The sequence below is a fragment of the Bradyrhizobium sp. USDA 3256 genome (assembly GCF_054058275.1).
In genome coordinates this window covers 4,326,408-4,349,100 of record NZ_JBSSAE010000002.1, presented here as the reverse complement: position 1 = coordinate 4,349,100, position 22,693 = coordinate 4,326,408, and the positions used below count along the sequence as shown (strand labels likewise).

Here is a 22,693-nt window from a genome sequence, read left to right as displayed (position 1 = left end):
CCCGCTCTCTTGGCATTGCCGGAGGCTGGCTGCAAGCCGCGACCTGCGATGAATCGTCAGGTCTGATAACGCCCCGGCCGGGCTTGCGGTGCTGGCGCCAGCATACCAGATTCTAGAAGGCGCCGCCTCAGGCAATCCGGGGCGGCGCAGGCATGCGCCGCGCTGGCCGGCGGCGCACCACGCATGAGGGGGCGATCAGTTGAATGCCGCGCGGACCTCCTTCACCGGCGCCATGTCGCGGACGAAGCTGAACGCGCCGTTGTCCTTCATCTCGCGGGCACAGCGCAGGAACGCAGCCAGCGCGTGGCGCTGCATCGCGCCGCCGACGCTGATGCGCTTGACGCCGGCGGCCGACAGCTGCTCGACCGTCAAGGTCGGATCGGCATAGCCCATTACCAGGTTGAACGGCTTGTTGATCGACGACACCACGGCCTGGATGGTGGCGAGATCGTAGAGGCCCGGCGAATACAGCACGTCGGCGCCGGCGGCCTCGAACGCCTGCAGCCGCTTGATGGTGTCGTCGAGGTCCTTGCGGCCGTGCAGGAAGTTTTCCGCCCGCGCCGTCAGCGTGAACGGGAAGGGCAGCGCCCGTGCGGCTTCAACCGCCGCCTGGACCCGCTCGACCGCCAGCGAGAAGTCATAGATCGGGCGCTGCGGGTCGCCGGTCGAGTCCTCGATCGAGCCGCCGACCGCGCCGGCCTCGGCGGCGAAGCGGATCGCCTCGGCCGCGAGCTTCGGCATGTCGGCGCCGCATTTTTCCAGATCGGCATTGACGGGCAGGTCGGTGGCCTCGGCGATCACCCGGCAATTCTCGATGATCTCGTCGAGGCTGACGGTCGAACGGCCGAGCGTGTTGGCGAGCCCGAGGCTGGTGGTCGCCAGCGCCTCGAAACCCATCGATGCGAGCAGCTTCGCCGTCCCGGCGTCCCACGGATTTGGAATGATGAAGGCGCCGGGCCGCTGATGCAGCTCGCGAAACCGTGCTGCCTTGTCCGCCTGGGTGCGCATGTGAACTCCTGCTGTTGTCAAAAGCGACTGAAAGCAGCGATAGGGCGGTTTCGCCCATCAGACAAATTTGTTATTTCTTTCGATATCATCAGCTTTTTGCATGAGGAGAGCGATGGACAGCGACGCGCTCAACACGTTCCTGGTGGTGCATCGGCGCGGCGGGATCTCGCATGCCGCCAAGGCGCTACACCGCTCGCAGCCGGCGATTTCGCGGCGCATCGCGCTGCTCGAGCAGGAGCTCGGCGTGCCCCTGTTCGAGCGGATCGCGGGCAAGACGCGGCTGAGCGATGCCGGGCGGGTGATGGTGCCCTATGCCGAACGCGCGGTGGCGGCGGCGCAGGATGCGGAAAACGCGGTGCGCGCGCTGCTGCGCGACAATTCCGGCCCGGTGGCGCTGGCGGTGACCGGCACGCTCGCCGGCGAGCGGCTCTCGAACGTGTTGAAGCGCTTTGCCCGCCGGCACCCGGACGTTGCGCTGACGCTGCGCACCGCCACCAGCGCCGAGGTCAGCGACCTGATCCGGCGCGGCGAGGCGACGATCGGGTTGCGTTACGACCGCGACCGCTCGCGCGACCTCGATTGCGAGGTGCTGTTTGCAGAGCCGCTCGGGGTGGTCTGCGCGCCGGACCATCCGCTGGCGGGACGCCGGGTCGGCAAGCTTGCCGATCTCAGGGATGAGCGGTGGATCGCCTTCCCGGAGGTGCCGGGACGCCGCGAAATCACCGCATCGCACGTCTTCGCCCTGTTCCTGACGCACGGGCTCGGCGAGGTCGCCTGGACGCCGGTCGACAGCCTGACGGCGCAGAAGCGCCTGGTCGAGGCCGGGCTCGGGATCGCGCTGCTGTCACAAAGCAATGCAGCGGAGGAATTGGGTAGCTCCAGGATCGCGACGATCCGCGTCGGCGATCTCGCCGCAAGTCACGAGGTCGTCGCCGTGACGCGGCATGGCGGTTTCCTCAGCGCCGCCTCACGCCGCCTGCTCGACATCCTCCGTGCCGATTTCACCAAGACGCGGGGCACAAACACGTCGCGCCGGAACAGTGTCCGGCGCGCGTAAAAGTCGACTCGGTAGGGTGTCCGGGGAACTCAGCTTCCCGCCTTCACCTGCGCCGCGGCCACCGCCAGCAGCTCGTCCATCTTGGCGCGGATATCGCGCTCGGTGGCGGCCTGCCCCTTGGCGGTGAGGTCCTTCAGAACCTTGTGCAGCACGTCGTTGTCGCCCGCTTCCTCGAAGTCGGCGGCGACTACTTCCTTGGCATAGGCGCTGGCGGCATCGCCCGTGATGCCGAGCTTCTCGGCGGCCCACAGGCCGAGCAGCTTGTTCCGGCGGGCTTCAGCCTTGAACTTCTGCTCCTCGTCGAGGGCGAACTTCTTCTCGAAACCTTCCTCGCGCTTGTTGAATTCGCTCATGGCTGAAGTTCCAATTCCCTTGCTGAATGAGGGCCGCCGCGCGTTGCGGCAGCCCCGATGCCTGCCTAAATAGGTGGGAGGAATCGGCAAGACAACGAGCCGTTAAGCCGCAGGCAAAACTGGCGGAATCGGCCCTTTATGATAGGGCGGTATAAGTGCCCTCAAGGGGGCACTATCGATTGTGCTGGATGGGCCAATCGGATAGGTTGCCAACAGGCATGGTTCTTGTTCTGTTTCCAGTTGGATTGCCCAGGTTCCAGGCCTCCGCGGCAGCTCCGTCGTGGGTCGTAACCCCAAGTCATCCGGAGCACCCAAATCCATGGATTTCAACAAAACACGGTACATCCCAATGAGCCGTCGACGCCGTATTTATGAAGGCAAGGCCAAGGTGCTTTACGAAGGCCCCGAGCCGGGAACCCTGATCCAGCACTTCAAGGACGACGCGACCGCGTTCAACGCCAAGAAACACCAGGTGATCGAGGGCAAGGGCGTCCTCAACAACCGGATTTCGGAGTACCTGTTTCAGCACCTCAACGACATCGGGGTGCCGACCCACTTCATCCGCCGCCTCAACATGCGCGAGCAGCTGATTCGCGAGGTCGAGATCGTGCCGCTCGAGGTGGTGGTGCGGAACGTCGCCGCCGGCTCGCTGTCGCAGCGGCTCGGGATCGAGGAGGGCACCCAGCTGCCGCGCTCGATCATCGAGTTCTATTACAAGAACGACCAGCTCAACGACCCCATGGTGTCGGAAGAGCACATCACCGCCTTCGGCTGGGCGACGCCCCAGGAGATCGACGACATCATGGCGCTGGCCATCCGCGTCAACGACTTCCTGACCGGCCTCTTCCTCGGTATCGGCATCCGCCTCGTCGACTTCAAGATGGAGTGCGGACGGCTGTTCGAGAACGAGATGATGCGGATCATCGTCGCCGACGAGATATCGCCGGACTCCTGCCGGCTGTGGGACATCAAGTCGAACGAGAAGCTCGACAAGGACCGTTTCCGCAGGGATCTGGGTGGCCTGCTCGAGGCCTATACCGAGGTCGCGAAGCGGCTCGGCATTCTGATTGAAAACGAGCGGCCGGCCGGCAGCGGCCCGGTGCTGGTGAAGAGTTAAGCTGAAGGGACGACCGTGAAGGCACGTGTGACTGTGACATTGAAGTCGGGCATCCTCGATCCGCAGGGCAAGGCGATCGAGGGTGCGCTGAAATCGCTCGGCGTCGATGGCGTCGCCAGCGTTCGCCAGGGCAAGGTGTTCGACATCGAGCTCGCCGCGACCGACAAGGCCAAGGCGGAGGCGGCGCTGAAGGCCGCCGCCGACAAGCTCCTGGCGAATACCGTGATCGAGAACTATCGGGTCGAACTGCTCTAGGCCGCATCGCACATGAAATCAGCCGTCCTCGTCTTCCCCGGCATCAACCGCGAGCGCGATATGGCGCGCGCGCTCAAGCTCGCATCCGGCAATGAGACCGCGATGGTCTGGCATGCCGAAACTGCGCTGCCCAAAGGCACCGACCTCGTGGTGGTGCCCGGCGGCTTCTCCTACGGCGATTACCTGCGCTGCGGCGCGATCGCGGCGCGCGCGCCGGTGATGGACGCGGTGCGCGACTTCGCCGCCAGGGGCGGGCTCGTGCTCGGCGTCTGCAACGGCTTCCAGATCCTCTGCGAGTCCGGGCTGTTGCCGGGCGTGCTGATGCGCAATGCCGGGCTGAAGTTCATCTGCCGCGACGTGCATATGCGCGTCGAGCGCTCCGACACCCCATTCACCCGCGGCTACAATGCCGGCCAGGTGATCCGCGTGCCGGTGGCCCACGGCGAGGGCAATTACGAGGCGGACGAAGAGACGCTGAAGCGGCTCGAAGGCGACGGGCGGGTGCTGTACCGCTACTGCTCGCCGGAGGGCGTGGTCGACGAGGCCTCCAATCTGAACGGCGCTGCGCATTCGATCGCCGGCATCGTCAATGAGCGCGGCAACGTGCTCGGCATGATGCCGCATCCGGAAAACCACGTCGAAGAGATCATGGGCTGCACCGACGGCCGCGGCCTGTTCGCAGGCCTGGTCCAGCAGTTCGAAAAGGCGGCGTAACGATCATGCTGCGGCGGTGGTGCGTTGCCGCGGCTGCGGCGCTTCTGCTTGCGACGTCGGCCTACGCCCAGGACTTCCCGAAGCGTCCGATCACGATGATCGTGCCGTTCACGGCAGGCGGCACCTCCGACGTCATCGCCCGCGCGGTGGCCGACCAGATGAGCGCTGCGCTCGGCCAGAGCATCATCATCGAGAATGTCGGCGGCGCCGGCGGCTCGACCGCACTCGCCCGCGCCGCGCGCGCCGAGCCGGACGGCTACACCATCGCGATCGGCAATGCCGGCACCAACGCCGCGACCTACACGATCTATCCGAAGTTGTCGTTCACGCCTGACTCCTTTACCCCGATCGCCGTGGTCGCCAAGACCTTCGGCATCGTCGCGCTGCGCAAGGATTTTCCGGCCAAGGACCTCAAGGAATTCATCGACTACGCCAGGAAGAACCCGGGCAAGGTCAATCTCGGCCATGCCGGCGTCGGCTCCTCGAATTACCTGATCTGCAAGAGTTTCGTGCATGCCGCCGGCATCGACGTGCAGCTGGTCGGCTATCGCGGCGCGGCGCTGGCGCTGACGGACGCGATCGGCAGCCAGATCGACGGGGTCTGCGATGCCGCAGCCTCGGTGTCGCAGGCGATCGACGACAAATTGGTGAAGGCGGTGGTGGTCGGCTCGACGGTACGGCTTGCGTCGCTTCCCGAACTGCCGACCTCGGCCGAGGCCGGACTGCCCGAATTCGAGGCGCAAGGCTGGAATGGCCTGTTCGCCCCCAAGGGCACTCCGCCCGAGATCATCGCCAAGCTCAACGCCGCCGTGCGCACCGCGGTTGCGAGCGAGGCGGTGAAGAAGCGTTTCGCCGACCTGTCGACCGTCGCCCCCGACGCCAACGAGCTCGCGCCCGAAGTGCTGCAGCAGCTCGTGACCCGCGACGTCGCGAAATACCGCGCCCTGCTGGCGGACGACAAGAAGTAATTCTTGTTGGTCATTCCGGGGCGCGCCGTTAGACGCGAACCCGGAATCTCGAGATTCCGGGTTCGATGCTAAAGCGCGATGAGATTAGGTTGAATCGTCATCGCGCCTTAGCTCTTTGTTTGAGCATGATCTTTTCGGAAAACCGCTTCGCACTTTTCCGGATCATGCTTTAGTGCATCGCCCCGGAATGACGTGGCTTGCTGAGACTGCTATGGTGCTCACAGCCGCCTGAGCCAACGCTTCACGGCCTCGGCCGGTACCGTCATCGCGGCGACGCCGGCCATCACAAGCAAGAGGCCGAGCGCGAGATTCGACGGCACGGATTCCCCGAGCAGGATCACCGACAGCGCAACGCCGATCGGAATACGCAAATAGCCCTGCGCATTGGTTGTGAGCGTGCCGAGCCGGGTCAGGCACATGTAGAACAGCATCAGGCCGAACGCGCTGGAGAATATGCCCATCGTGACCGTGGCGACCAGCGCCTGCGGCGTCGGGTGCAGCGTCCAGGGATGGTCGACGATCAGCGCGACCGGCAGCAGCACGGTGCCGCCGAACAACAGCGAGCCCGCGGCGACCACCATCGGATCGTAATCCGACAGCCGAAGCCCGAAGATCGTGGCGCAGGCGAACGAGACGGTGGCGAGCAGGATCGCGATCTCGGCGACGATCTCCTTGCCGAAGCCCGAAAGCGCGTCGAGGCCGATGATCGCGACCGTGCCGGCGAGGCCGAGGATCGCGCCGACCAGCTTGAGCAGCGAGGCCGGCTCGTGCCGCGTGATCGCCCAGGTGATGAGGAAGGCGAAGATCGGCGTCGTCGAGGCCAGCACCACGGTGTTGGATGCCGGCACGTAAAGCTGCGCCCAGGTGATCACCAAAAACGGGATCGTGGAGTTGATGGTCTGCTGGAAGGCGAACAGCTTCCAGGCCTTGAGGTCGGTCGGGATGCGGATGCCGCGAATGCGCAGCACGATGAGCAGGAAGGCGGCGGCCACCAGCGAGCGCGCGGAAATGAAGGTGACCGGCGGGATCGAGCCGAGCCCGATCTTGGTCAGCGGGTAGGTCGAGCTCCAGCAGCAGGCCAGCGCCAGCAGCAGCGCGTAGTCGCGCCAGCCGCGCGCGCCCGGCACCGACGGAGTGGGCACTTTCGCGGGAGCCGTCACGCCCGTCCTGGCTCTTTGCTTGAGCATGATCTCCGCGTCAACGCGTTCCGCGTTTGTCGCGAGAGGAAACCGCTTCGAACTTTTCCGGATGATTCTCTGGCTGTGCTCTGCGGCACCTTGATTGGCTCCCTTCGCGCATTGGCGCGCGATGGAGCGAATGTAGCTTGGTGGTGGGGCGAAAGGCTAGGGGCGACGGATCAGGCGCGCAATCCCGCGCCGGATATGTGCAAGCATGGAGAAAGCGACGGACGCCGGTGTGCGTCCGTCGCGCGGAATTTGCCCGGAATCCTAGCGCAGCACCTGGCCCAGCACCTCGCCGTCGACCTGCTGCGGTGCCGAGCCGAGGATCCGCATGATGGTCGGCGCCACGTCGATATTGCGCATGTGCCGCACCACGGTGTCCTTGCGGATCTGCGGCCCCGCGGCGATGAACGTCGCGCTCATCACGGAAAGCTCCGGGTCGTGACCGTGGGCGCCATAGAAGTTCGGCATCGACAGCATGGTGGTTGCCGCGTTGAACGGCGCGTCGCCCTGGCGCGCGACGCCGGGGTTCTGGATGCCGTCGAAATTGTAGCCGGGCGCCATCAGCGCGAACACGTCGCCATAGTCCTGGCCGATGGTCTTGCTGATGCATTGTCCGGTTCCGGCGTCGCATTGCAGCGGCCGGGTCTCGACGACGGTGAAGATGCGCTGGTCCTTGAGTGAGTAGTTGAAGCGGGCATTGGGATCGATCGCGTTCTTCACCGCGTCGGTGATCTGCGCCACCAGTGTGCGGTAGGTCGCCAGATCAACGGTGCCGCCGAGCTCGCGGTTCTGCAGGTTGACGTAGATGTCGGCGGCGGGACCGGAGGTGCGGATCCCGACCTTGCTGGTGTCGATACCGGCGTTGCGCAGGATGTTGGTGAGATTGACCGAGGTGTGGAACGGCGCGAAGCCGTGGTCCGACACCACGATCACGTTGCTGTCGCGGCCCGCCGCATCGGCGATCTGCTTCACCGCCTTGTCGGCCGTCTGGTAGGCGAAACGGATGTAGGACGCGTAGCGCTTGACCTTGGCGGCATCCTGGTTGGCGCCGATCGAATTCGGGTCGGTCGGGTTGGTGCCCTGGCGGGGATCGGTCAGCAGGAACTGGTGTTCGGAGCCGTCGGGCTGCTCGATATAGACCATGACGAGGTCGGCGTCCGGATGGGTCTTGATCGCGCGCTCGCCGATATTGGCCTGGTAGCGCACGAAGGTCTTCACCATGTCCTCGAACATCGTCTCGATCTCGACGTCGGGGAAATTGGTGAAGCCCGGGCTCAGCCGTTCCGGAATACGGAAGTCGGCCTGCGGACGCCAGAACCCGATGTTGTTGTTGATGTCGTCGACGTCGGCGAGAACAGGCGTGTTGCGCGGGATGTAGTTGGCGCCGTAGCGGGCGAAGCGCACCACCGAGAGATCGGGAGACAGCGCAGAGACGAAGTACGCGGCACCAACCTTCGCCCCGCTGCCTTCAAAGAAGAACGGTGCGTTCTCGCCGCCGAACTTGACATAGGCCGGTCCGGTCGACGGCGCGTGGAACGGGCCTGCGGTGATGCCGCGGTTGGCATCGAAGAACACCAGCGTGTCGTAGTTCACCTTGCGATCGTTGGTGGTGTCGATCGCGGCCACGCGGATCGAATACTTGACGTCGAGCGTCGAGGCGTTGGTGCAGGTCGCGGTTGCCGCGGCCGAGCAGGAGAACGTCTCGATCGGTGCGGAGGTCACCAGCACCGGGCTGAACGAGAAATGGCCGGCAGCCTGCAGCGCCGTCACGATGCTCGGGTCGGCCGTGAAGTCGCCTCGCGACAGCGAGAAGCCCTGGGCCCCGATGCCGCCGAACGCGCCGAACGGGACCGTGAAGTCGGTGATGCGGGTCGGCTGGGCCGGCTGCACCACGGTCTTGTTGATGGAGATGTCGGCGCCGTCGCCGCCGGGCCAGGTCGCCGTGACGACCTTCTTGCCCTGCTGGCGCAGCTGCACCCACAACGGCACCGCCGTCGGGTGCGGCGATGGCCCGAGCGGATTCTCGCTGTAGCCGCCGATCGGCGCCGCAAAGCCGCTGATGCTGCCGGAGATCGGCCCGACGATCGGCTCGAACGTGTTCGAGGGGATGTCGTTGTGGACTGCCGTCGAACCGGTCGCGATGGCAATATGAGACACCGCGGTGAGCGACGGTGACGCCGTCACGTTCTGCAACGCCACTGCGCCGCGCCGGCTGAGCCGGGCGAGGCCGCCGTCGCGCGGCAGCACGCCCTCCTCGATGAACTTCTGGATGAAATCGGGCTTGGCACCGTCGAGCGAGATCATCACCACGCGCGGCTTGCGGCCGTGATGACCACCGTCATGGTCCTGATCCTGATCGGCATCGTGACCGCGAGAATCGCCGAAGCCGCGATCGCCATTGTCGCCGTCCTGACCGGCGCGTGCCGGAGTTGCAGTCCATGCCAGCGACGCGACAAGCGACATCGCCGATGTGACGGAAACGAAAGTCTTCAATTTCATGAGAATGCCCCAACATCGCTGCGCGAATGCACAAACGGAAACGTCGAGCAATCTTCGGGGGCTTGGCTGACGGGCATGTGACGCGGGCGCGACGACGCAACGACAGTGCGTCGATGCGTCACAACCGCAGTTCGTATTGCCTCACGCGAAGAACGCGCGTGAACACAACGCGCTAGGCGGTGTGGACTCTAGGGATTCCCTTTTGAGGCCAAATCAGATTCAAGGCTTCTTTTGGGAGGCGGCCTTGGGTGTGATGGATCGTTTGGTGTTGAGCGACGCGGCTTGGGAGCGCATGGCGCCGCTCATCATTGGCCGGCCCGACCAGAAAGGTTCGACCGGACGCGACAACCGGATGTTCGTGGAAGGGGTGCTCTGGATCGTTCGCACGGGCTCTCCCTGGCGTGATCTTCCGGAGGCGTTTGGGGATTGGAACAGCGTGTTCCGGCGCTTCAGTCGATGGAGCACCAAGGGTGTCTGGTTGCGGATCTTCGAGGCGATGTCCGATGATCCGGACTTCGAATATCTGATCGTCGATTCCACCATCGTCCGGGCGCATCAGCACGCCGGGGCAAAAAAAGGGGGTCTGAAGATCAAGCGATCGGGCGCTCGCGCGGCGGCTTGAGCACCAAGATACATATGGCCGTTCGAGGTTTGGGATGTCCCGTGCGGTTCACCCTCACCGCAGGCCAGAAGGGCGATGCCCCGCAAGCCGCCACGTTGATCGAGGGATTGCCCGCCGAGGTCGTCATGGCCGATGCAGCCTATGACGCCGATCATTTGCGCCAGGCCATCGCAGCCAAAGGCGCGATCGCCGTCATCCCCAACAACCCCTCGCGAGCCCTCAAACATCCGCTCGACAAGCATCTCTATGCCCAGCGCCACCTCGTGGAATGCTGCTTCAGCAAGCTCAAGCAGTTCCGTCGCGTCGCAACCCGCTTCGAAAAGACCGCCCGAAATTACCGAGCCATCGTCACGCTCGCTGCAATCGTCCTATGGATGCGATAAGTGTCAATACTACCTAGAGCTGTGCTGTCGATTCAATCCGTGCCGATGTAACGGCTGGATGACGGCGTGCGTCCACAGACGTCACACGCTTTACGCCGTTGCCTGCGCCGCCCTGCGCTTCACCCGCTTGATGGTGCCGGAGAAGGTGAACAGCGGCCGCTCCGCCGATGTCAGCATGCCCCGCACGAAGATCAGCGACATGCCGGCGCGGGTGACCTCGCCGGTGCACTCGATCAGGTCGCCCTCGCGGGCGGCGTCGAGGAATTCCGAGGCGAACGACACCGTGACGCCGGGGCCCTGCAGCACCGAGCCGGCGAGCGCGAACAGGCAGTAATCAGCGAAGGTCATGAAGCAGCCGCCATGGACGTTGCCGGAGCCGTTGAGGTGCTTCTTGCCGACCCGGAACGCGCAGCTGATGCGGCCGTTCTCGTCCATGCGGTGGTAGAACGGGCCGGTATGGGTCTCGAAATTGTCCCGGGTCCAGGTTCGCCAGCCGGCGAATTCGCCCTCGGTTTCGACGTGCAGGTCGGGGCGGCGGTTGAATGCGGTTTTGGCGAGCTCGTTCACGAAATATGGCCTTCAATTATCGGGTTCGGGTCCTTAAATCCGATCCATCCCCATTGTGCAAATCCCGGGACCAAATCCCGGGGCGCGGCCAGCTGCCGCAAAGCTCTGGACAGGCCGGAAATGGGCCCTAAAAGGCCTTTTCGCCCCCGTTCTATCTACCTATTAAGGGTCCCATGAACGCGCCCAAGAACGACCCCAAGAACGAGCCCCAAATCACCCCCGAACTCGTCGCCGCCCACGGGCTGAAGCCGGACGAGTACGAGCGCATCCTGAAGCTGATCGGGCGGGTTCCGACCTTCACCGAACTCGGCATCTTCTCGGCGATGTGGAACGAGCATTGCTCGTACAAGTCGTCGCGCATCCATCTGCGCGGGCTGCCGACCAAGGCCCCCTGGGTGATCCAGGGTCCCGGCGAGAATGCCGGCGTGATCGACATCGGCGACGGGCAGGCCGTGGTCTTCAAGATGGAGAGTCACAACCACCCGAGCTACATCGAGCCCTACCAGGGCGCGACCACCGGCGTCGGCGGCATCCTGCGCGATGTCTTCACCATGGGCGCACGCCCGATCGCCTGCCTGAACGCGCTGAGCTTCGGTGCGCCCGAGCACCCCAAGACCCGGCATCTGGTGTCCGGCGTGGTCGCGGGCGTCGGCGGCTACGGCAATTCCTTCGGCGTACCGACGGTCGGCGGCCAGGTTCGTTTCCACACCCGTTACGACGGCAACATCCTGGTCAACGCGATGGCGGTCGGCCTCGCCGACGCCGACAAGATCTTCTACGCGGCGGCCTCCGGCGTGAACATGCCGATCGTCTATCTCGGCTCCAAGACCGGCCGCGACGGCATCCACGGCGCCTCGATGGCCTCGGCTGAATTCGACGACGCCTCCGAGGAGAAGCGCCCGACCGTGCAGGTCGGCGATCCCTTCGCCGAGAAGCTGCTGCTGGAGGCCTGCCTCGAGATCATGGAAAAGGGTTGCGTGATCGCGATCCAGGACATGGGCGCGGCGGGCCTGACCTGCTCTGCGGTCGAGATGGGCGCCAAGGGCGATCTCGGCGTCGAGCTCGACCTCAGCGCGGTGCCGACCCGCGAGACCGGCATGAGCGCCTACGAGATGATGCTCTCGGAGAGTCAGGAGCGCATGCTGATGGTGCTGAAGCCCGAGAAGGAGCAAGAGGCCGAGGCGATCTTCCGCAAATGGGGGCTCGATTTCGCCATCGTCGGCTACACCACGCCGACCAAGCGCTTCGTCGTCAAGCATGCCGGCGACGTGATGGCCGATCTGCCGATCAAGGAGCTCGGCGACGAGGCGCCGGTCTATGACCGTCCGCACGTCGCCTCGAATGCGCTGCCGGTGATCCGCGGCCAGGACGTCAAGCCGCCGCTCGGCATCGCGGAGGCGCTGGAAAAGCTGATCGGCACGCCCGAGCTGTGCTCGAAGCGCTGGGTGTGGGAGCAGTACGACCACGTCATCCTCGGCAATACCATGCAGCGCCCCGGCGGCGATGCCGCGGTGGTTCGCGTCGAGGACGGACCGAAGGGCCTTGCGCTTACCGTCGACGTCACGCCGCGCTATTGCGAGGCCGATCCGTTCGAGGGCGGCAAGCAGGCGGTCGCGGAAGCCTGGCGCAACATCACTGCGGTCGGCGGCCGGCCGCTCGCGATCACCGACAATCTCAACTTCGGCAATCCTGAACGCCCCGAGATCATGGGCCAGTTCGTCGGCTGCCTGAAGGGCATTTCGGAGGCCTGCCGCACGCTGGATTTCCCGGTCGTGTCCGGCAACGTCTCGCTCTACAACGAGACCAACGGCCGCGGCATCCTGCCGACGCCCTCGATCGGCGGTGTCGGTCTGCTCGACGACTTCACCAGGTCCGCGACCCTGGCGTTCAAGGCGGCCGGCGAGGCGATCCTCTTGGTTGGCGACACGCAGGGCTGGCTCGGCCAGTCGGTCTATCTGCGCGATGTCTGCGGCCGCGAGGAGGGCGCTCCGCCGCCGGTCGATCTCGCCGCCGAGAAGCGCAATGGCGACGTGGTGCGCGGCATGATCCACGCCGGCACCGCGACCGCGGTGCACGACGTCTCCGACGGCGGTCTTTTGATCGCGCTCGCCGAAATGGCGATCGCAAGTGGCATCGGCGCGCAGCTCCTGGCCGCACCGTCCTCGATCGTGCCGCACGCCTACTGGTACGGCGAGGATCAGGCCCGCTACATCGTCACCGTGCCGGCCGCCGACGCAGGCCTCGTACTGGCCAAGATGAAGGGCGCCGGCGTGCCTTGCGCGCGTATCGGTACCACCGGCGGCGACGCGATTGCGGTGGCTGGGGAGTCGCCGGTTGCGGTCGAAAGCCTGTCGCACGCCTTCGAGCACTGGCTGCCGAACTACATGCGCAGCACCGCCGCCTGATCCGGACGGATCAGGCGCTGCGAAGCAACGATCTCAATAGCGCAATGACTCCGTCATCGCGCTATTGCTTTTTGCTCAAGCATGATCGCTTCAGGTCGCGCCGCGGACCGCGCGCCAGGCAAAGATGATGATGCAGGCGCCGATGAAGCCAGCGACGAGATAGCTGAGCCAGCCTCCGCCGAGCGACACGCCGAGCAGACCCAACAACCAATTCGCCAGCGCGGCGCCGACAATGCCAAGGATGATATTCATGAAGATGCCGGTTCCGGACTTCATGAACATCTCGGCGAGCCAGCCCGCCAGTCCGCCGACGATGATGGCGGCGATCCATCCAACTTGAGGGTCGTTCATCTCAGGACTCTCCTTGAGGTCAGGCAGTCCGGCCAGCATACCTGAGAATCACCTGGCGGGATGTGACCAAAGGCAGGTTGTGCGCAACTTGTCGGCCGCGAAAATGCCGTCAGCCCCGCCGTTTGCGCTGTGCCCGGCGTTCGGCTGCGGTGATCAGGATGCGCGGGCCCGGCCCCTGGGCGCCGAGCTTGTCGTCGCAATTGCGCAGCGGGCAATCGGTCACCGACAGGCAGCCGCAACCGATGCAGTTGAACAGCTTGTCGCGGAGGTCGGTGAGATCGTTGATGCGCTGCTCCAGCGTCTCGGTCCAGGCCTGCATCGCGCGCTCCCATTCGCGCACGGTCGGCGCGCGATCGAGCGGGATTGCGGCGAAGGTCTGCCTGATCTCTTTCAGCGGGATCCCGGCGCGCTGCGCGATCCTGATCACCGCGATCCGCCGCAGCACGCCGCGCATGTAGCGGCGCTGGTTGCCGCCGGTGCGGTGGCTCGCGATCAGTCCCTTGCTCTCGTAGAAGTGAAGGGTGGAGACGGCAAGTCCGCTGCGCCGCGCCACTTCGCCGACTGAAAGCTCCTGCGCAAGCGTCATTGACCAAGCAATCCCGGATCAGAGGTCCTGCATTGGAAGCCTTGCGCTAGAAGTCTTGCAAGCTGCCAGCCTTGACCTCAATCATACTTGAGGTTCTATATCAGTTGCGGGCTTGCAGGGGCAAGCTTCCGGCCAACGCGCCGGGGTTCGTTCTTGGAAGCAATATGCCGTCCGCATCATTTTCGTCGCGCCGCTGGCTCGGGCTTCGTGCCAGGCCGCTCGGCATCACCGTTCTGTTGCTCGGCTGTGCCGCGGCCGGCTTGTTTGCCTGGCGCGCAGGCGGATCCAACGCCTCGGCCAAGCCCACCGCCGAAGCCCCGCCGACGCCGGTCGCGGCGATGGTGGTGCGGACCGAAACCTTGCCGCGCTCGATCGAGGCGATCGGCTCGCTGCAAGCGGTGCGGCAGGTGATTCTGGCGCCGGAGGTTGCCGGCCGCGTCACCGCGATCAATTTCGATGCCGGCACCGATGTCGCCGAGGGCGCGCCGCTGGTGCAACTCTATGACGCCCCGCTGCGCGCCGCGCGTGCGGTTGCGGTCTCCAAGGGACGTTTCGCGCAATTGCAGGAGAAGCGTTCGCAGGGGCTGGCGCCGTCCGGCTTCGTGACCCAGGAGACGCTGCAGCAGCGGCAGGAGGATCTGAAGCAGGCCGACGCCTCGCTCGACCAGCTCGATGCGCAGATCGCGCAGATGACGATCCGCGCGCCGTTCGCGGGCCAGATCGGTCTGCGCAAGGTCAACCTCGGCCAATACGTCAATGCCGGCGACGCGCTCGCGACGCTGACCGCGCTCGACCAGCTCTATGCCAATTTCACCGTTCCGCAGCAGCGCCTGTCAAATCTGAAGGTGGGAGGCGCGGTGACGATCCGTACCGATGCTTTCCCCGATCGGGTGTTCGAGGCCAAGATCAACGCCATCGAGCCGCAGGTCGCCGAGGACACCCGCAATGTCCTCGTGCAAGCCCTGTTTGCTAATCCCGACCGGCTGCTGCGGCCGGGCCTCTTCGTGATGGTGAACGTCGTGCTGCCGCCGCAGGCGGACGCCATCGTGGTGCCGGTTACCGCGATCCAGACCAGCGCATCCGGCGAGAGCGTGCTTGTGGTGCGCGACAACAAGGCGGTCGGCGTCGCGGTGAAGACCGGGCAACGGATCGGCGAGCGTGTCGTGGTGGAGCAGGGGCTTGCGCCCGGCGATCACATCGTCACCGCGGGCCAGCTCCGCGTCATGCCCGGCGCGGCCGTCCAGACGACCATGGCGGAGACGCCGGAGAAGGGACGCTGACCCGCGAGCGGCGCGCCCAAAGGCAAGCATCATGCATTTCACCGACATCTTCATCCGCCGGCCGATCCTGGCGACGGTCGTCAGCCTGCTGATCCTGTTGATCGGCACCGCAGCGATGGTCTCGCTGCCGGTGCGGCAATATCCCAACATGGAGAGCGCGACGATCCAGGTCGACGTCTCGTTCCCCGGTGCGACCCAGGACGTGATGCAGGGCTTCGTCACGTCCGTCATCGCGCAGTCGATCGCGACCGCCAACGGCATCGAATACATGACCTCGAACTCGACGCTCGGCCTCAGCCAGATCAAGGCCAAGCTGGTGCTCAACGCCAATGCCGACCGCGCCATGACCGAGGTGCTCGCCAAGGTGCAGCAGGTCAAGTACCGCATGCCGGCCGGCGTGTTCGACCCTGTCATCACCAAGATCACCGACGGCGCCTCGGCGGTGCAGTACATCGCCTTCACCAGCGACACGCTGACGCCGGCGCAGATCACCGACTTCGCGACCCGCGTAGCGCAGCCGCTGCTCACCTCGGTGCCCGGCGTGGCGTCGGCCGACACCTCGGGCGGATCGTCGCTGGCGATGCGGGTGTGGATCGATCCGTTCAAGCTCGCGGCACGCGGGCTGACCGCGGCCGATATCTCCGCCGCGTTGCGGTCCAACAACGTGCAGGCGGCGCCGGGGCGGCTGCGCGGCGAGATGACCGTCACCAACATCACCGCGGCGACCGATCTGCGCAATCTCGACGATTTCCGCAAAATGGTGATCAAGACCGGCACCGGCGGCGGGGGCCTGGTGCGGCTCGGCGACGTCGCGACCCTCGAGATCGGCGGCGAGAACTACGATTCCAACGCGCGCGACAGCGGCAGGCCCACCGTCTACATCGCGGTGCAGCCGACCCCCGACGGCAACCCCCTGGAGATCGTCGCCGCCACCGCCAAGGTGATCGAGGACCTCAACCGCGTGGCGCCGCCCGGTTTGAGGGTCGCCGACGTCTTCAACATCGTGCACTTCGTCAAGGCCTCGATATTGGAGGTGAAGCATTCGCTGGCCGAGGCCATCGCGATCGTGGTGGTGGTGATCTTGCTGTTCCTGGGCTCGTTCCGCTCCGTGCTGATCCCTGTGGTCACCGTGCCGCTGTCGCTGGTCGGCACCGCCGCGATGATGCTGGCGCTCGGCTTCTCGATCAATCTGCTGACCCTGCTCGCGATGGTGCTGGCGATCGGGCTCGTGGTCGACGACGCCATCGTGGTGGTGGAGAACATCCATCGCCACATCGAGGAAGGACGGAGCCCCGGCGACGCGGCCCTGATCGGCGCGCGCGAGATCATCGGTCCCGTGATCGCGATGACGATCACGCTCGCCGCGGTCTATGCGCCGATCGGCATGATGGGTGGCCTGACCGGCAGCCTGTTCCGCGAATTCGCCTTCACGCTGGCGGGCTCGGTGGTGGTCTCGGGCGTCATCGCTTTGACCTTGTCGCCGATGATGAGCGCGCAGCTGCTCGGCGAAGCCACCTCGCACGGCCGGTTTGCCCGCTTTGTCGAGCATCAGTTCTCAAGGCTGTCGCGCGGCTATGGCCGGCTGCTGGCCGCGACGCTCAAGATGCGCGCCGCAGTGCTGCTGGTGGCATTCGGCGTGCTGGCGGCGATCGTGGTGCTGTTCCTCGGCAGCCAGCGCGAGCTCGCGCCCTCCGAGGACCAGGGCTATGTGTTCACCGTGCTCCGCGCGCCGCAATATGCCAGCGTCGACTACACCACGCGCTCCTCCGACCAGATCGAGCAGCTGTTTCGCTCGTTTCCCGAATACCACGCGAGTTGGTTCATCAACGGTACCGACGGGCAGAACCATGCCTTCGGCGGCATCACCCTGACCGATTGGGACAAGCGCAAGCGTTCGGCCAACGACATCCAGAACCAGCTCTACGGCATGTCCTACGGCGTGCTCGGCGCCAGCGTGACGCCGTTCCAGCCGGCGGCGCTGCCGGCGGCGACCGGCGGCCTGCCGTTCCAGATGGTGGTGCGCTCGGCCGGCGATTTCGCCACCATCTATCAGGAGGTCGAGACACTGAAGGGGGCCGCCTGGAAGAGCGGGCTGTTCGCCTTCGTCGACAGCGATCTCGCCTTCGACAGCCCGACCGCACGGATCACCATCGATCACGCCAAGGCGGCCGAGGCCGGCGTCAGCATGCAGACTATCGCCGACACTCTCGCGGTGCTGGTCGGCGAGAACTATGTCAACCGCTTCAATTTCTTTGAACGCTCCTACGAGGTGATCCCGCAGGTGCGCCAGGCCGACCGGGTCACGCCGGAAGGGCTGGGAAACTTCAACGTCCGCTCGAGCTCGGGGCAGATGTTTCCGCTGTCGACGGTGATCAAGGTCAACGTCAAGCCGGAGCCGAACCGGCTGCCGCAGTTCAATCAGATGAACGCGGCGACGATCTCGGCGGTGCTGAAGCCCGGCGTCACCATGGGGCAGGCGGTGTCGTTCATGCAGGCGCAGAAGCTGTCGCCGGGGATGACCGTCGACTGGCTGTCGGACAGCCGGCAATATGTCCAGGAGGGCAACCGTCTCATCGTCACGTTCGGCATGGCGCTGATCGTGATCTTCCTGGTGCTGGCGGCGCAGTTCGAAAGTTTCCGCGATCCGCTGGTGATCATGGTCACGGTGCCGCTCGCGGTCTGCGGCGCGCTGCTGCCGCTGTATTTCGGCTTCACCACGCTGAACATCTACACCCAGATCGGCCTCGTCACCCTGATCGGGCTGATCTCCAAGCACGGCATCCTGATGGTGAGCTTCGCCAACGAGATCCAGCACCATGAAGGGCTCGACCGGGTCGCCGCGATCCAGAAGGCGGCCGCGGTGCGGATGCGGCCGGTGCTGATGACGACAGCCGCGATGGTCGCGGGCCTTGCGCCGCTGCTCTATGCCGACGGCGCCGGCGCGGCGAGCCGTTTCGCGATCGGCATCGTCGTGGTGATGGGCATGCTGATCGGCACGCTGTTCACGCTGTTCGTGCTGCCGACCTTCTACATCCTGATCGCCCGCGACCATCGCGCCGCGGCCGCTCCGCGGCTGGAAAGCGTGGCGGCGAGGGGCGAGATCGCAGCGTAGGGTGGAGTAGAGCGCAGCGAAACCCACCATCTGATGCACGGCACGGAGGTGATGGGTTTCGCTGCGCTCTACCCATCCTACGGCTTCATCGCGCTACAGCACGTACTTTGAACCAGGAATCTTGCGCAGCACGGCTGTCGCGGCCCAGCTCAGCGCCACAGTGGCGAAGAACGCGATCGCGGCCTTGGCGATCGCCGGCAGATCCATATCGAACAGCCAGTATTGCAGCCACAGCACGATCGGATAGTGCACCAGGAACATGCCGTAGGCGTCGCCCTGCATGCGGTCGAGCAGCGTCGGGCCCGACGATTTCGATTGCAGGAAGTAGGCCAGGATCGCGAACAGGATCGAGGCGCTGAACAGGACGTAGAAGCTGCCATAGATCGCGAGATACCAGCCGGGCAGCGGATCGGGGTTACCGATGATCATGCGCTTGATGTAGATCATCACCCACATCAAACAGTAGGGGATCAGCGTGATGCCGGTCCAGAACCAGCGCCGCTCGGTCAGCCGTCCGTGCGCGCTGAGCACGCCGCCCTCGAGGTTTGCCGCCCCGATTCCCGCGCCGATGAAGAAATAGGACGCGTACAGCAGCACGCGGCTCGCCTGCACCGAAAACGGTCCGAACTCGAACCAGTAGTTCTGGCCGTAATGGACCAGCATCGGCAGGTAGGCGGCGGCACTGACGACGACGAGGAACAGCCAGAACTTCGAGGGACGTTGAAATCCCTTGATCGACAGACGGTTGATCGGATCGAGCAGACGCGGCGACACCCGGTACAGCAGGCTCGCCGTCAGGTCGAAGGCCATCAGGACATAGACGAACCAGATCGGGCCGCTCGGCCACGGCCCGACCGTCATGGTTTTCCACCAGAATTCGGAGAAGCTCAGCCCCGGCGTCGCGCGCAGCGCGATCGCGTAATAGGCGATCGGAATGATCGTGACAGCGCAGATCACGAATGGCAGGCCGAGCCGCAGCAGCCGGTCGCGCAGGAAGATCAGCCACGGCTTGTGGCCGAGCCCCGGCCAGACGAACAGCCCCGACAGGAAGAAGAACATCGCCATGAAGAAGCTGTCGGTGGCGAGCACCACGCAGTCGAAGCCGATCCACGATGTCGGGTCGGTGTGCCCGAAATAGGTGTAGGGAATCACCGCGTGGTGCAGCAGCACGACCAGGGTCAGGAAGGTGCGCGCGCGATCGAGGGCGACATTGCGCTTGTGGAGCTTCGGTGCTGCCTGGATGTCGACGGCCGGAGCCGCGTGAGCAATCGATTTCATGGTGCCACCAGCCGGGTCTGCACCCTGATGTTGCAGTCGGGAACCCGATTCAGCAAGGCCCAATCGGCCGGATGGGGAAGTATCGAGGTCGGTCATCTCGGCGAGGCTGTTTCGGTTTTGGAACTGCGGTCGGGTGCCGGCGTTCTCGTCCGACCTGGCGGACACGCGCGGCTATGAGGAGCGGGCAATGACAATTCTGAAATGGGCGCTGATCTTCCTTGTCGTATCGATCATCGCGGGTTTGCTTGGCTTCACCGGCATTTCCGCCGCCTCCGCCGACATCGCCCGCTTTCTGTTCTATGTATTCGTCGTGATCTTCCTGGTGCTCCTGATCCTCGGGCTCACGGTCTTCAGGGTATAGCTGGGATCGGGCGCGAACGCTCCCGACGTCAAGCCCGGGCCTCGCCCGGGCATTGCCGTTCTGCAGGCTGGGCCAGCGCGCGACGGAAGGCCGGGCGAGGCCCGGCGCTTGCGGCAGGCGACGATGCCCCTAGGCGACTTCCTCGATCTTCACCTTGTCCGGATAGAAGGCGAGGTGGCCGGCGATCTCGGTCATGGCCGGGAAGGGCTCCTCATAGGTCCAGATCGCGTTGTCCAGCGTCTTGCCATTGGCCTTGATGCTGAAGTAGCTCGCGTCCCCCTTGTACGGGCAATGCGTGGTCCGCTCGGTGCGGGTCAACAGCTCCATGTTGGCGTCCTGCCGGGGGACGTATTGCACGGCCGGATAGCTCGCTTCCTTCAAGGTCAGCGCATGGGTGGTCTCGGCGATCACGACGCCGTCGGCGGTGACGCGGACGCGCCTGGCATTGGGCGTGATCGTAATGGGATGATCGGGGCCGGGGAGCTTCATGATTCTGCGCCTCTTCTGGTCATTTCGGCGTGATGGCTTGTGACCGATTGATGCAGGTTTAAATCGCTGGGAATGGGAATATAGTGAGCCCGGGATGACCTAGAAGACCCCAAGCGCTAGGTTTTCTCCTTGGGTATATCTTTGGGTTTTATCCTTTGGCTTTATCCTTGGGCTTTACTTGGCCGATCTGGCCCTGATTCGAACGACCTGACGGAGGTGGACTGGGATGCCGATGGACGCCCGTGATATCGAATCGATGATCAAGGCAGCGATTCCCGATGCCGAGGTGACGATCCGCGATCTGGCCGGCGACGGCGACCACTACGCGGCCACTGTTATTTCCGAGTCATTCCGCGGCAAGTCCCGCGTCCAGCAGCACCAGATCGTTTACCAGTCGCTGAAGGGCCAGATGGGCGGCGTGCTGCACGCGCTGGCCCTGCAGACCGGCGTGCCGGAAGGCTAGGCCCGGCAAAGCTGCGGGCGGGGGCCTCGAGCGATGGTGGACAATCCACGCGGTGCGATGTTTCGCGTCATCGTGCCGAACCAGCACAGCCGCGTCACCAATGCCGAGCTGTTCTTCGACCTCGTCTTCGTCTTCGCCGTCACGCAGCTGTCGCATACGCTGCTGCACCACTTCACCCCACTTGGGGCGGTGCAGGTCACGCTGCTGTTCCTCGCGGTCTGGTGGGTGTGGGTCTACACCACCTGGGTCACTAACTGGCTCAATCCCGAGCTGACGCCGGTCCGCCTGCTGCTGTTTGTGCTGATGCTGGGCGGGCTGTTGCTGTCGACCTCGATACCGACCGCCTTCGAGGGCCGCGGGCTGTGGTTTGCCGGGACCTATGCGGCAATGCAGGTCGGCCGTACCGCGTTCTGGCTGCTGGCGACGCCGCGGCGCCGGACGGCGGTGCGCCACAACGCCATCCGCATCCTGACCTGGCTGTCCTGCTCGGCCGTGCTGTGGATTCTCGGCGGATTCGCCGAGCACGAGACGCGGATGTGGCTCTGGATTGCGGCGCTGACCATCGAATATATCGCGCCGGCCGCGCGGTTCTGGACCCCTGGACTCGGCTTTTCCTCGATCGAGGCGTGGTCGGTCGAGGGCGGCCACATGGCCGAGCGCTGCGCCGGCTTCATCATCATTGCGCTCGGCGAGGCCATCGTGGTCGATGGCGCGACCTTTGCCGAGCTGACCTGGACACCGGAGAACGTCGCCGCGTTCATCTCGGCGCTGGTCGGCAGCATCGCGATGTGGTGGATCTATTTCCACAAGGGCGCCGAGGCCGGCTCGGACATGATCTCCAAGTCAGAGGAATCCGGCCGCGTGGCGCGGATCGCGTATACCTATCTGCACATGCCGATCGTCGGCGGCATCATCCTCACCGCGGTGGCCGACGAACTGGTGCTGAAGCACCCGTCCGGTCATTCCGATCTGAACACGATCGTCAGCTCGGTCGGCGGGCCCATGCTGTTCCTGGTCGGGACCATCCTGTTCAAATATGTGATCCGCAACTTCCTCCAGCTCTCGCACGGCGTCGGCATCATCGCGCTGGCGATCACGGCCTATTTCGCCCGCGAGATGTCGCCGCTGGTGCTCTCGATCGTCACCACCGCGATCATGATCGTGGTCGCGGCGTGGGAGTCGATCTCGCTGCGCTCGACGGGGGAAGAGGAATAGCGGCCGCCGCTACTTGCGGCCGGCCGTTGCCACCAGGTGCTGCCAATAGACAAACAGCGGTGCGCCGATCACTTCGAGCGCGGTGAAGCCCACGAAGGGCAGCGGCGGCAAGCCGACCATCAGCATCGACAGCAGCCTGCCGATGCCGCCGAGGAAGATGCCGCCCCAGACCGCCCGAAACAGCACGCTCTCGCTTTCGATCCGCGGCACCAGCCAGAGCAGCGCGAGGCCGAGACCGAGCCAGACCCCACCGAAGAAGCGCAGATTGCTGTCGAGCACCGGCAGCGCTGGAACGCCCGCGGAGGCGTAGAGCGGATCGCTGACGCCCAGCATGGTGATGATGCCGGTCAGGATCGGGACCAGGGCGAGCAACGCCGTCGCGACCTGCAGCGGACGCCTGCCCATGATCGTGCCCCGTCTCTTGGT

22 protein-coding genes are annotated in these 22,693 nt (G+C 65.1%); 12 read left to right on the top strand and 10 right to left on the bottom strand.

The window, feature by feature from the left end; all coding sequences use genetic code 11:
• Positions 1–195: 195 nt before the first annotated feature.
• The gene (locus tag ACVWY5_RS22395) at positions 196–1,008 is read right to left on the bottom strand and encodes an isocitrate lyase/PEP mutase family protein (protein WP_028337758.1); all 813 of its coding nucleotides are present in this window, start codon (positions 1,006–1,008) and stop codon (positions 196–198) included.
• Between the two features lie 112 nt (positions 1,009–1,120).
• On the opposite strand from ACVWY5_RS22395, the gene ACVWY5_RS22390 reads away from it, so the two are divergent.
• Positions 1,121–2,065: a LysR family transcriptional regulator gene (locus ACVWY5_RS22390; protein WP_028337757.1), complete on the top strand. Its 945-nt coding sequence runs from the start codon at positions 1,121–1,123 to the stop codon at positions 2,063–2,065.
• A 29-nt stretch (positions 2,066–2,094) separates the two neighbouring features.
• Here the strand turns inward: ACVWY5_RS22390 and ACVWY5_RS22385 are convergent, their stop codons facing one another.
• Positions 2,095–2,418, bottom strand: coding sequence for a DUF1476 domain-containing protein (locus ACVWY5_RS22385; RefSeq protein ID WP_028337756.1), 324 nt, complete (start codon positions 2,416–2,418; stop codon positions 2,095–2,097).
• 349 nt (positions 2,419–2,767) lie between these two features.
• Between ACVWY5_RS22385 and purC the strand changes: the two genes are divergently transcribed.
• The 4 genes from purC to ACVWY5_RS22365 are packed head-to-tail and all read left to right on the top strand — an operon-like array spanning position 2,768 to position 5,472.
• Entirely contained in the window at positions 2,768–3,535 is a 768-nt protein-coding gene (purC, locus tag ACVWY5_RS22380) for a phosphoribosylaminoimidazolesuccinocarboxamide synthase (protein WP_016843454.1), read from the top strand.
• Positions 3,536–3,550: 15 nt separating this feature from the next.
• Positions 3,551–3,790 carry a phosphoribosylformylglycinamidine synthase subunit PurS gene (gene purS / locus ACVWY5_RS22375; RefSeq protein WP_026192985.1) on the top strand — a complete coding sequence of 80 codons (240 nt, stop codon included), beginning with the start codon at positions 3,551–3,553 and terminating at the stop codon, positions 3,788–3,790.
• A 12-nt stretch (positions 3,791–3,802) separates the two neighbouring features.
• On the top strand, positions 3,803–4,504 hold the full coding sequence (gene purQ, locus ACVWY5_RS22370) for a phosphoribosylformylglycinamidine synthase subunit PurQ (protein WP_028337755.1): 702 nt from the start codon (positions 3,803–3,805) through the stop codon (positions 4,502–4,504).
• 5 nt (positions 4,505–4,509) lie between these two features.
• Positions 4,510–5,472: a tripartite tricarboxylate transporter substrate-binding protein gene (locus ACVWY5_RS22365; RefSeq protein ID WP_028337754.1), complete on the top strand. Its 963-nt coding sequence runs from the start codon at positions 4,510–4,512 to the stop codon at positions 5,470–5,472.
• 218 nt (positions 5,473–5,690) lie between these two features.
• On the opposite strand, the gene ACVWY5_RS22360 is transcribed toward ACVWY5_RS22365, so the two are convergent.
• Entirely contained in the window at positions 5,691–6,659 is a 969-nt protein-coding gene (locus ACVWY5_RS22360; protein ID WP_028337753.1) for a DMT family transporter, read from the bottom strand.
• Positions 6,660–6,920: 261 nt separating this feature from the next.
• On the bottom strand, positions 6,921–9,155 hold the full coding sequence (locus tag ACVWY5_RS22355) for an alkaline phosphatase family protein (RefSeq protein WP_028337752.1): 2,235 nt from the start codon (positions 9,153–9,155) through the stop codon (positions 6,921–6,923).
• A gap of 244 nt (positions 9,156–9,399) precedes the next feature.
• Between ACVWY5_RS22355 and ACVWY5_RS22350 the strand changes: the two genes are divergently transcribed.
• Positions 9,400–10,160 (top strand): IS5 family transposase gene (locus ACVWY5_RS22350; RefSeq protein WP_456671695.1). Its coding sequence is split into 2 segments (ribosomal slippage): positions 9,400–9,727 and positions 9,727–10,160, totalling 762 coding nucleotides; the frame shifts between segments, so codons are not numbered across the junction.
• Between the two features lie 90 nt (positions 10,161–10,250).
• On the opposite strand, the gene ACVWY5_RS22345 is transcribed toward ACVWY5_RS22350, so the two are convergent.
• On the bottom strand, positions 10,251–10,727 hold the full coding sequence (locus ACVWY5_RS22345) for a PaaI family thioesterase (RefSeq protein ID WP_028336753.1): 477 nt from the start codon (positions 10,725–10,727) through the stop codon (positions 10,251–10,253).
• A 173-nt stretch (positions 10,728–10,900) separates the two neighbouring features.
• Here ACVWY5_RS22345 and purL point away from each other — a divergent pair, with 173 nt between their 5' ends.
• Complete coding sequence (gene purL / locus ACVWY5_RS22340) at positions 10,901–13,132, top strand: phosphoribosylformylglycinamidine synthase subunit PurL (RefSeq protein WP_028336754.1); 2,232 nt, start codon at positions 10,901–10,903, stop codon at positions 13,130–13,132.
• A gap of 90 nt (positions 13,133–13,222) precedes the next feature.
• On the opposite strand, the gene ACVWY5_RS22335 is transcribed toward purL, so the two are convergent.
• Positions 13,223–13,483 (bottom strand): GlsB/YeaQ/YmgE family stress response membrane protein, encoded by a 261-nt coding sequence (locus tag ACVWY5_RS22335; RefSeq protein ID WP_016843463.1) that lies wholly within the window; start codon positions 13,481–13,483, stop codon positions 13,223–13,225.
• Positions 13,484–13,592: 109 nt separating this feature from the next.
• Positions 13,593–14,069 (bottom strand): redox-sensitive transcriptional activator SoxR, encoded by a 477-nt coding sequence (gene soxR, locus ACVWY5_RS22330; RefSeq protein ID WP_028336755.1) that lies wholly within the window; start codon positions 14,067–14,069, stop codon positions 13,593–13,595.
• A 164-nt stretch (positions 14,070–14,233) separates the two neighbouring features.
• Here soxR and ACVWY5_RS22325 point away from each other — a divergent pair, with 164 nt between their 5' ends.
• Complete coding sequence (locus ACVWY5_RS22325) at positions 14,234–15,349, top strand: efflux RND transporter periplasmic adaptor subunit (protein WP_028336756.1); 1,116 nt, start codon at positions 14,234–14,236, stop codon at positions 15,347–15,349.
• A gap of 31 nt (positions 15,350–15,380) precedes the next feature.
• Positions 15,381–18,461 (top strand): efflux RND transporter permease subunit, encoded by a 3,081-nt coding sequence (locus ACVWY5_RS22320; protein ID WP_028336757.1) that lies wholly within the window; start codon positions 15,381–15,383, stop codon positions 18,459–18,461.
• 93 nt (positions 18,462–18,554) lie between these two features.
• Here the strand turns inward: ACVWY5_RS22320 and ACVWY5_RS22315 are convergent, their stop codons facing one another.
• The gene (locus tag ACVWY5_RS22315) at positions 18,555–19,739 is read right to left on the bottom strand and encodes an acyltransferase family protein (protein WP_028336758.1); all 1,185 of its coding nucleotides are present in this window, start codon (positions 19,737–19,739) and stop codon (positions 18,555–18,557) included.
• 187 nt (positions 19,740–19,926) lie between these two features.
• Here ACVWY5_RS22315 and ACVWY5_RS22310 point away from each other — a divergent pair, with 187 nt between their 5' ends.
• Entirely contained in the window at positions 19,927–20,100 is a 174-nt protein-coding gene (locus ACVWY5_RS22310; protein WP_028336759.1) for a DUF1328 domain-containing protein, read from the top strand.
• Positions 20,101–20,229: 129 nt separating this feature from the next.
• Here the strand turns inward: ACVWY5_RS22310 and ACVWY5_RS22305 are convergent, their stop codons facing one another.
• Positions 20,230–20,589 carry a DUF427 domain-containing protein gene (locus ACVWY5_RS22305; protein WP_028336760.1) on the bottom strand — a complete coding sequence of 120 codons (360 nt, stop codon included), beginning with the start codon at positions 20,587–20,589 and terminating at the stop codon, positions 20,230–20,232.
• A 226-nt stretch (positions 20,590–20,815) separates the two neighbouring features.
• On the opposite strand from ACVWY5_RS22305, the gene ACVWY5_RS22300 reads away from it, so the two are divergent.
• Both ACVWY5_RS22300 and ACVWY5_RS22295 read left to right on the top strand, forming a co-directional pair.
• Positions 20,816–21,052 carry a BolA family protein gene (locus tag ACVWY5_RS22300; RefSeq protein ID WP_016843470.1) on the top strand — a complete coding sequence of 79 codons (237 nt, stop codon included), beginning with the start codon at positions 20,816–20,818 and terminating at the stop codon, positions 21,050–21,052.
• 33 nt (positions 21,053–21,085) lie between these two features.
• Positions 21,086–22,267, top strand: a complete 1,182-nt coding sequence (locus ACVWY5_RS22295) for a low temperature requirement protein A (RefSeq protein ID WP_038377820.1) — start codon at positions 21,086–21,088, stop codon at positions 22,265–22,267.
• 9 nt (positions 22,268–22,276) lie between these two features.
• Here ACVWY5_RS22295 and ACVWY5_RS22290 read toward each other — a convergent pair whose 3' ends face one another.
• On the bottom strand, positions 22,277–22,672 hold the full coding sequence (locus ACVWY5_RS22290) for a DUF4345 domain-containing protein (protein ID WP_028336762.1): 396 nt from the start codon (positions 22,670–22,672) through the stop codon (positions 22,277–22,279).
• Between the last annotated feature and the right edge of the window lie 21 nt (positions 22,673–22,693).

Coding starts and splice junctions, on each gene's coding strand:
- ACVWY5_RS22355 (WP_028337752.1), bottom strand. CDS start 9,155: ATGAAATTGAAGACTTTCGTTTCCGTCACATCGGCGATGTCGCTTGTC.
- purQ (WP_028337755.1), top strand. CDS start 3,803: ATGAAATCAGCCGTCCTCGTCTTCCCCGGCATCAACCGCGAGCGCGAT.
- soxR (WP_028336755.1), bottom strand. CDS start 14,069: ATGACGCTTGCGCAGGAGCTTTCAGTCGGCGAAGTGGCGCGGCGCAGC.
- ACVWY5_RS22335 (WP_016843463.1), bottom strand. CDS start 13,483: ATGAACGACCCTCAAGTTGGATGGATCGCCGCCATCATCGTCGGCGGA.
- ACVWY5_RS22360 (WP_028337753.1), bottom strand. CDS start 6,659: ATGCTCAAGCAAAGAGCCAGGACGGGCGTGACGGCTCCCGCGAAAGTG.
- ACVWY5_RS22300 (WP_016843470.1), top strand. CDS start 20,816: ATGCCGATGGACGCCCGTGATATCGAATCGATGATCAAGGCAGCGATT.
- ACVWY5_RS22395 (WP_028337758.1), bottom strand. CDS start 1,008: ATGCGCACCCAGGCGGACAAGGCAGCACGGTTTCGCGAGCTGCATCAG.
- ACVWY5_RS22320 (WP_028336757.1), top strand. CDS start 15,381: ATGCATTTCACCGACATCTTCATCCGCCGGCCGATCCTGGCGACGGTC.
- ACVWY5_RS22325 (WP_028336756.1), top strand. CDS start 14,234: ATGCCGTCCGCATCATTTTCGTCGCGCCGCTGGCTCGGGCTTCGTGCC.
- ACVWY5_RS22290 (WP_028336762.1), bottom strand. CDS start 22,672: ATGGGCAGGCGTCCGCTGCAGGTCGCGACGGCGTTGCTCGCCCTGGTC.
- ACVWY5_RS22365 (WP_028337754.1), top strand. CDS start 4,510: ATGCTGCGGCGGTGGTGCGTTGCCGCGGCTGCGGCGCTTCTGCTTGCG.
- ACVWY5_RS22305 (WP_028336760.1), bottom strand. CDS start 20,589: ATGAAGCTCCCCGGCCCCGATCATCCCATTACGATCACGCCCAATGCC.
- ACVWY5_RS22315 (WP_028336758.1), bottom strand. CDS start 19,739: ATGAAATCGATTGCTCACGCGGCTCCGGCCGTCGACATCCAGGCAGCA.
- ACVWY5_RS22310 (WP_028336759.1), top strand. CDS start 19,927: ATGACAATTCTGAAATGGGCGCTGATCTTCCTTGTCGTATCGATCATC.
- ACVWY5_RS22295 (WP_038377820.1), top strand. CDS start 21,086: ATGGTGGACAATCCACGCGGTGCGATGTTTCGCGTCATCGTGCCGAAC.
- ACVWY5_RS22385 (WP_028337756.1), bottom strand. CDS start 2,418: ATGAGCGAATTCAACAAGCGCGAGGAAGGTTTCGAGAAGAAGTTCGCC.
- purL (WP_028336754.1), top strand. CDS start 10,901: ATGAACGCGCCCAAGAACGACCCCAAGAACGAGCCCCAAATCACCCCC.
- purC (WP_016843454.1), top strand. CDS start 2,768: ATGAGCCGTCGACGCCGTATTTATGAAGGCAAGGCCAAGGTGCTTTAC.
- ACVWY5_RS22390 (WP_028337757.1), top strand. CDS start 1,121: ATGGACAGCGACGCGCTCAACACGTTCCTGGTGGTGCATCGGCGCGGC.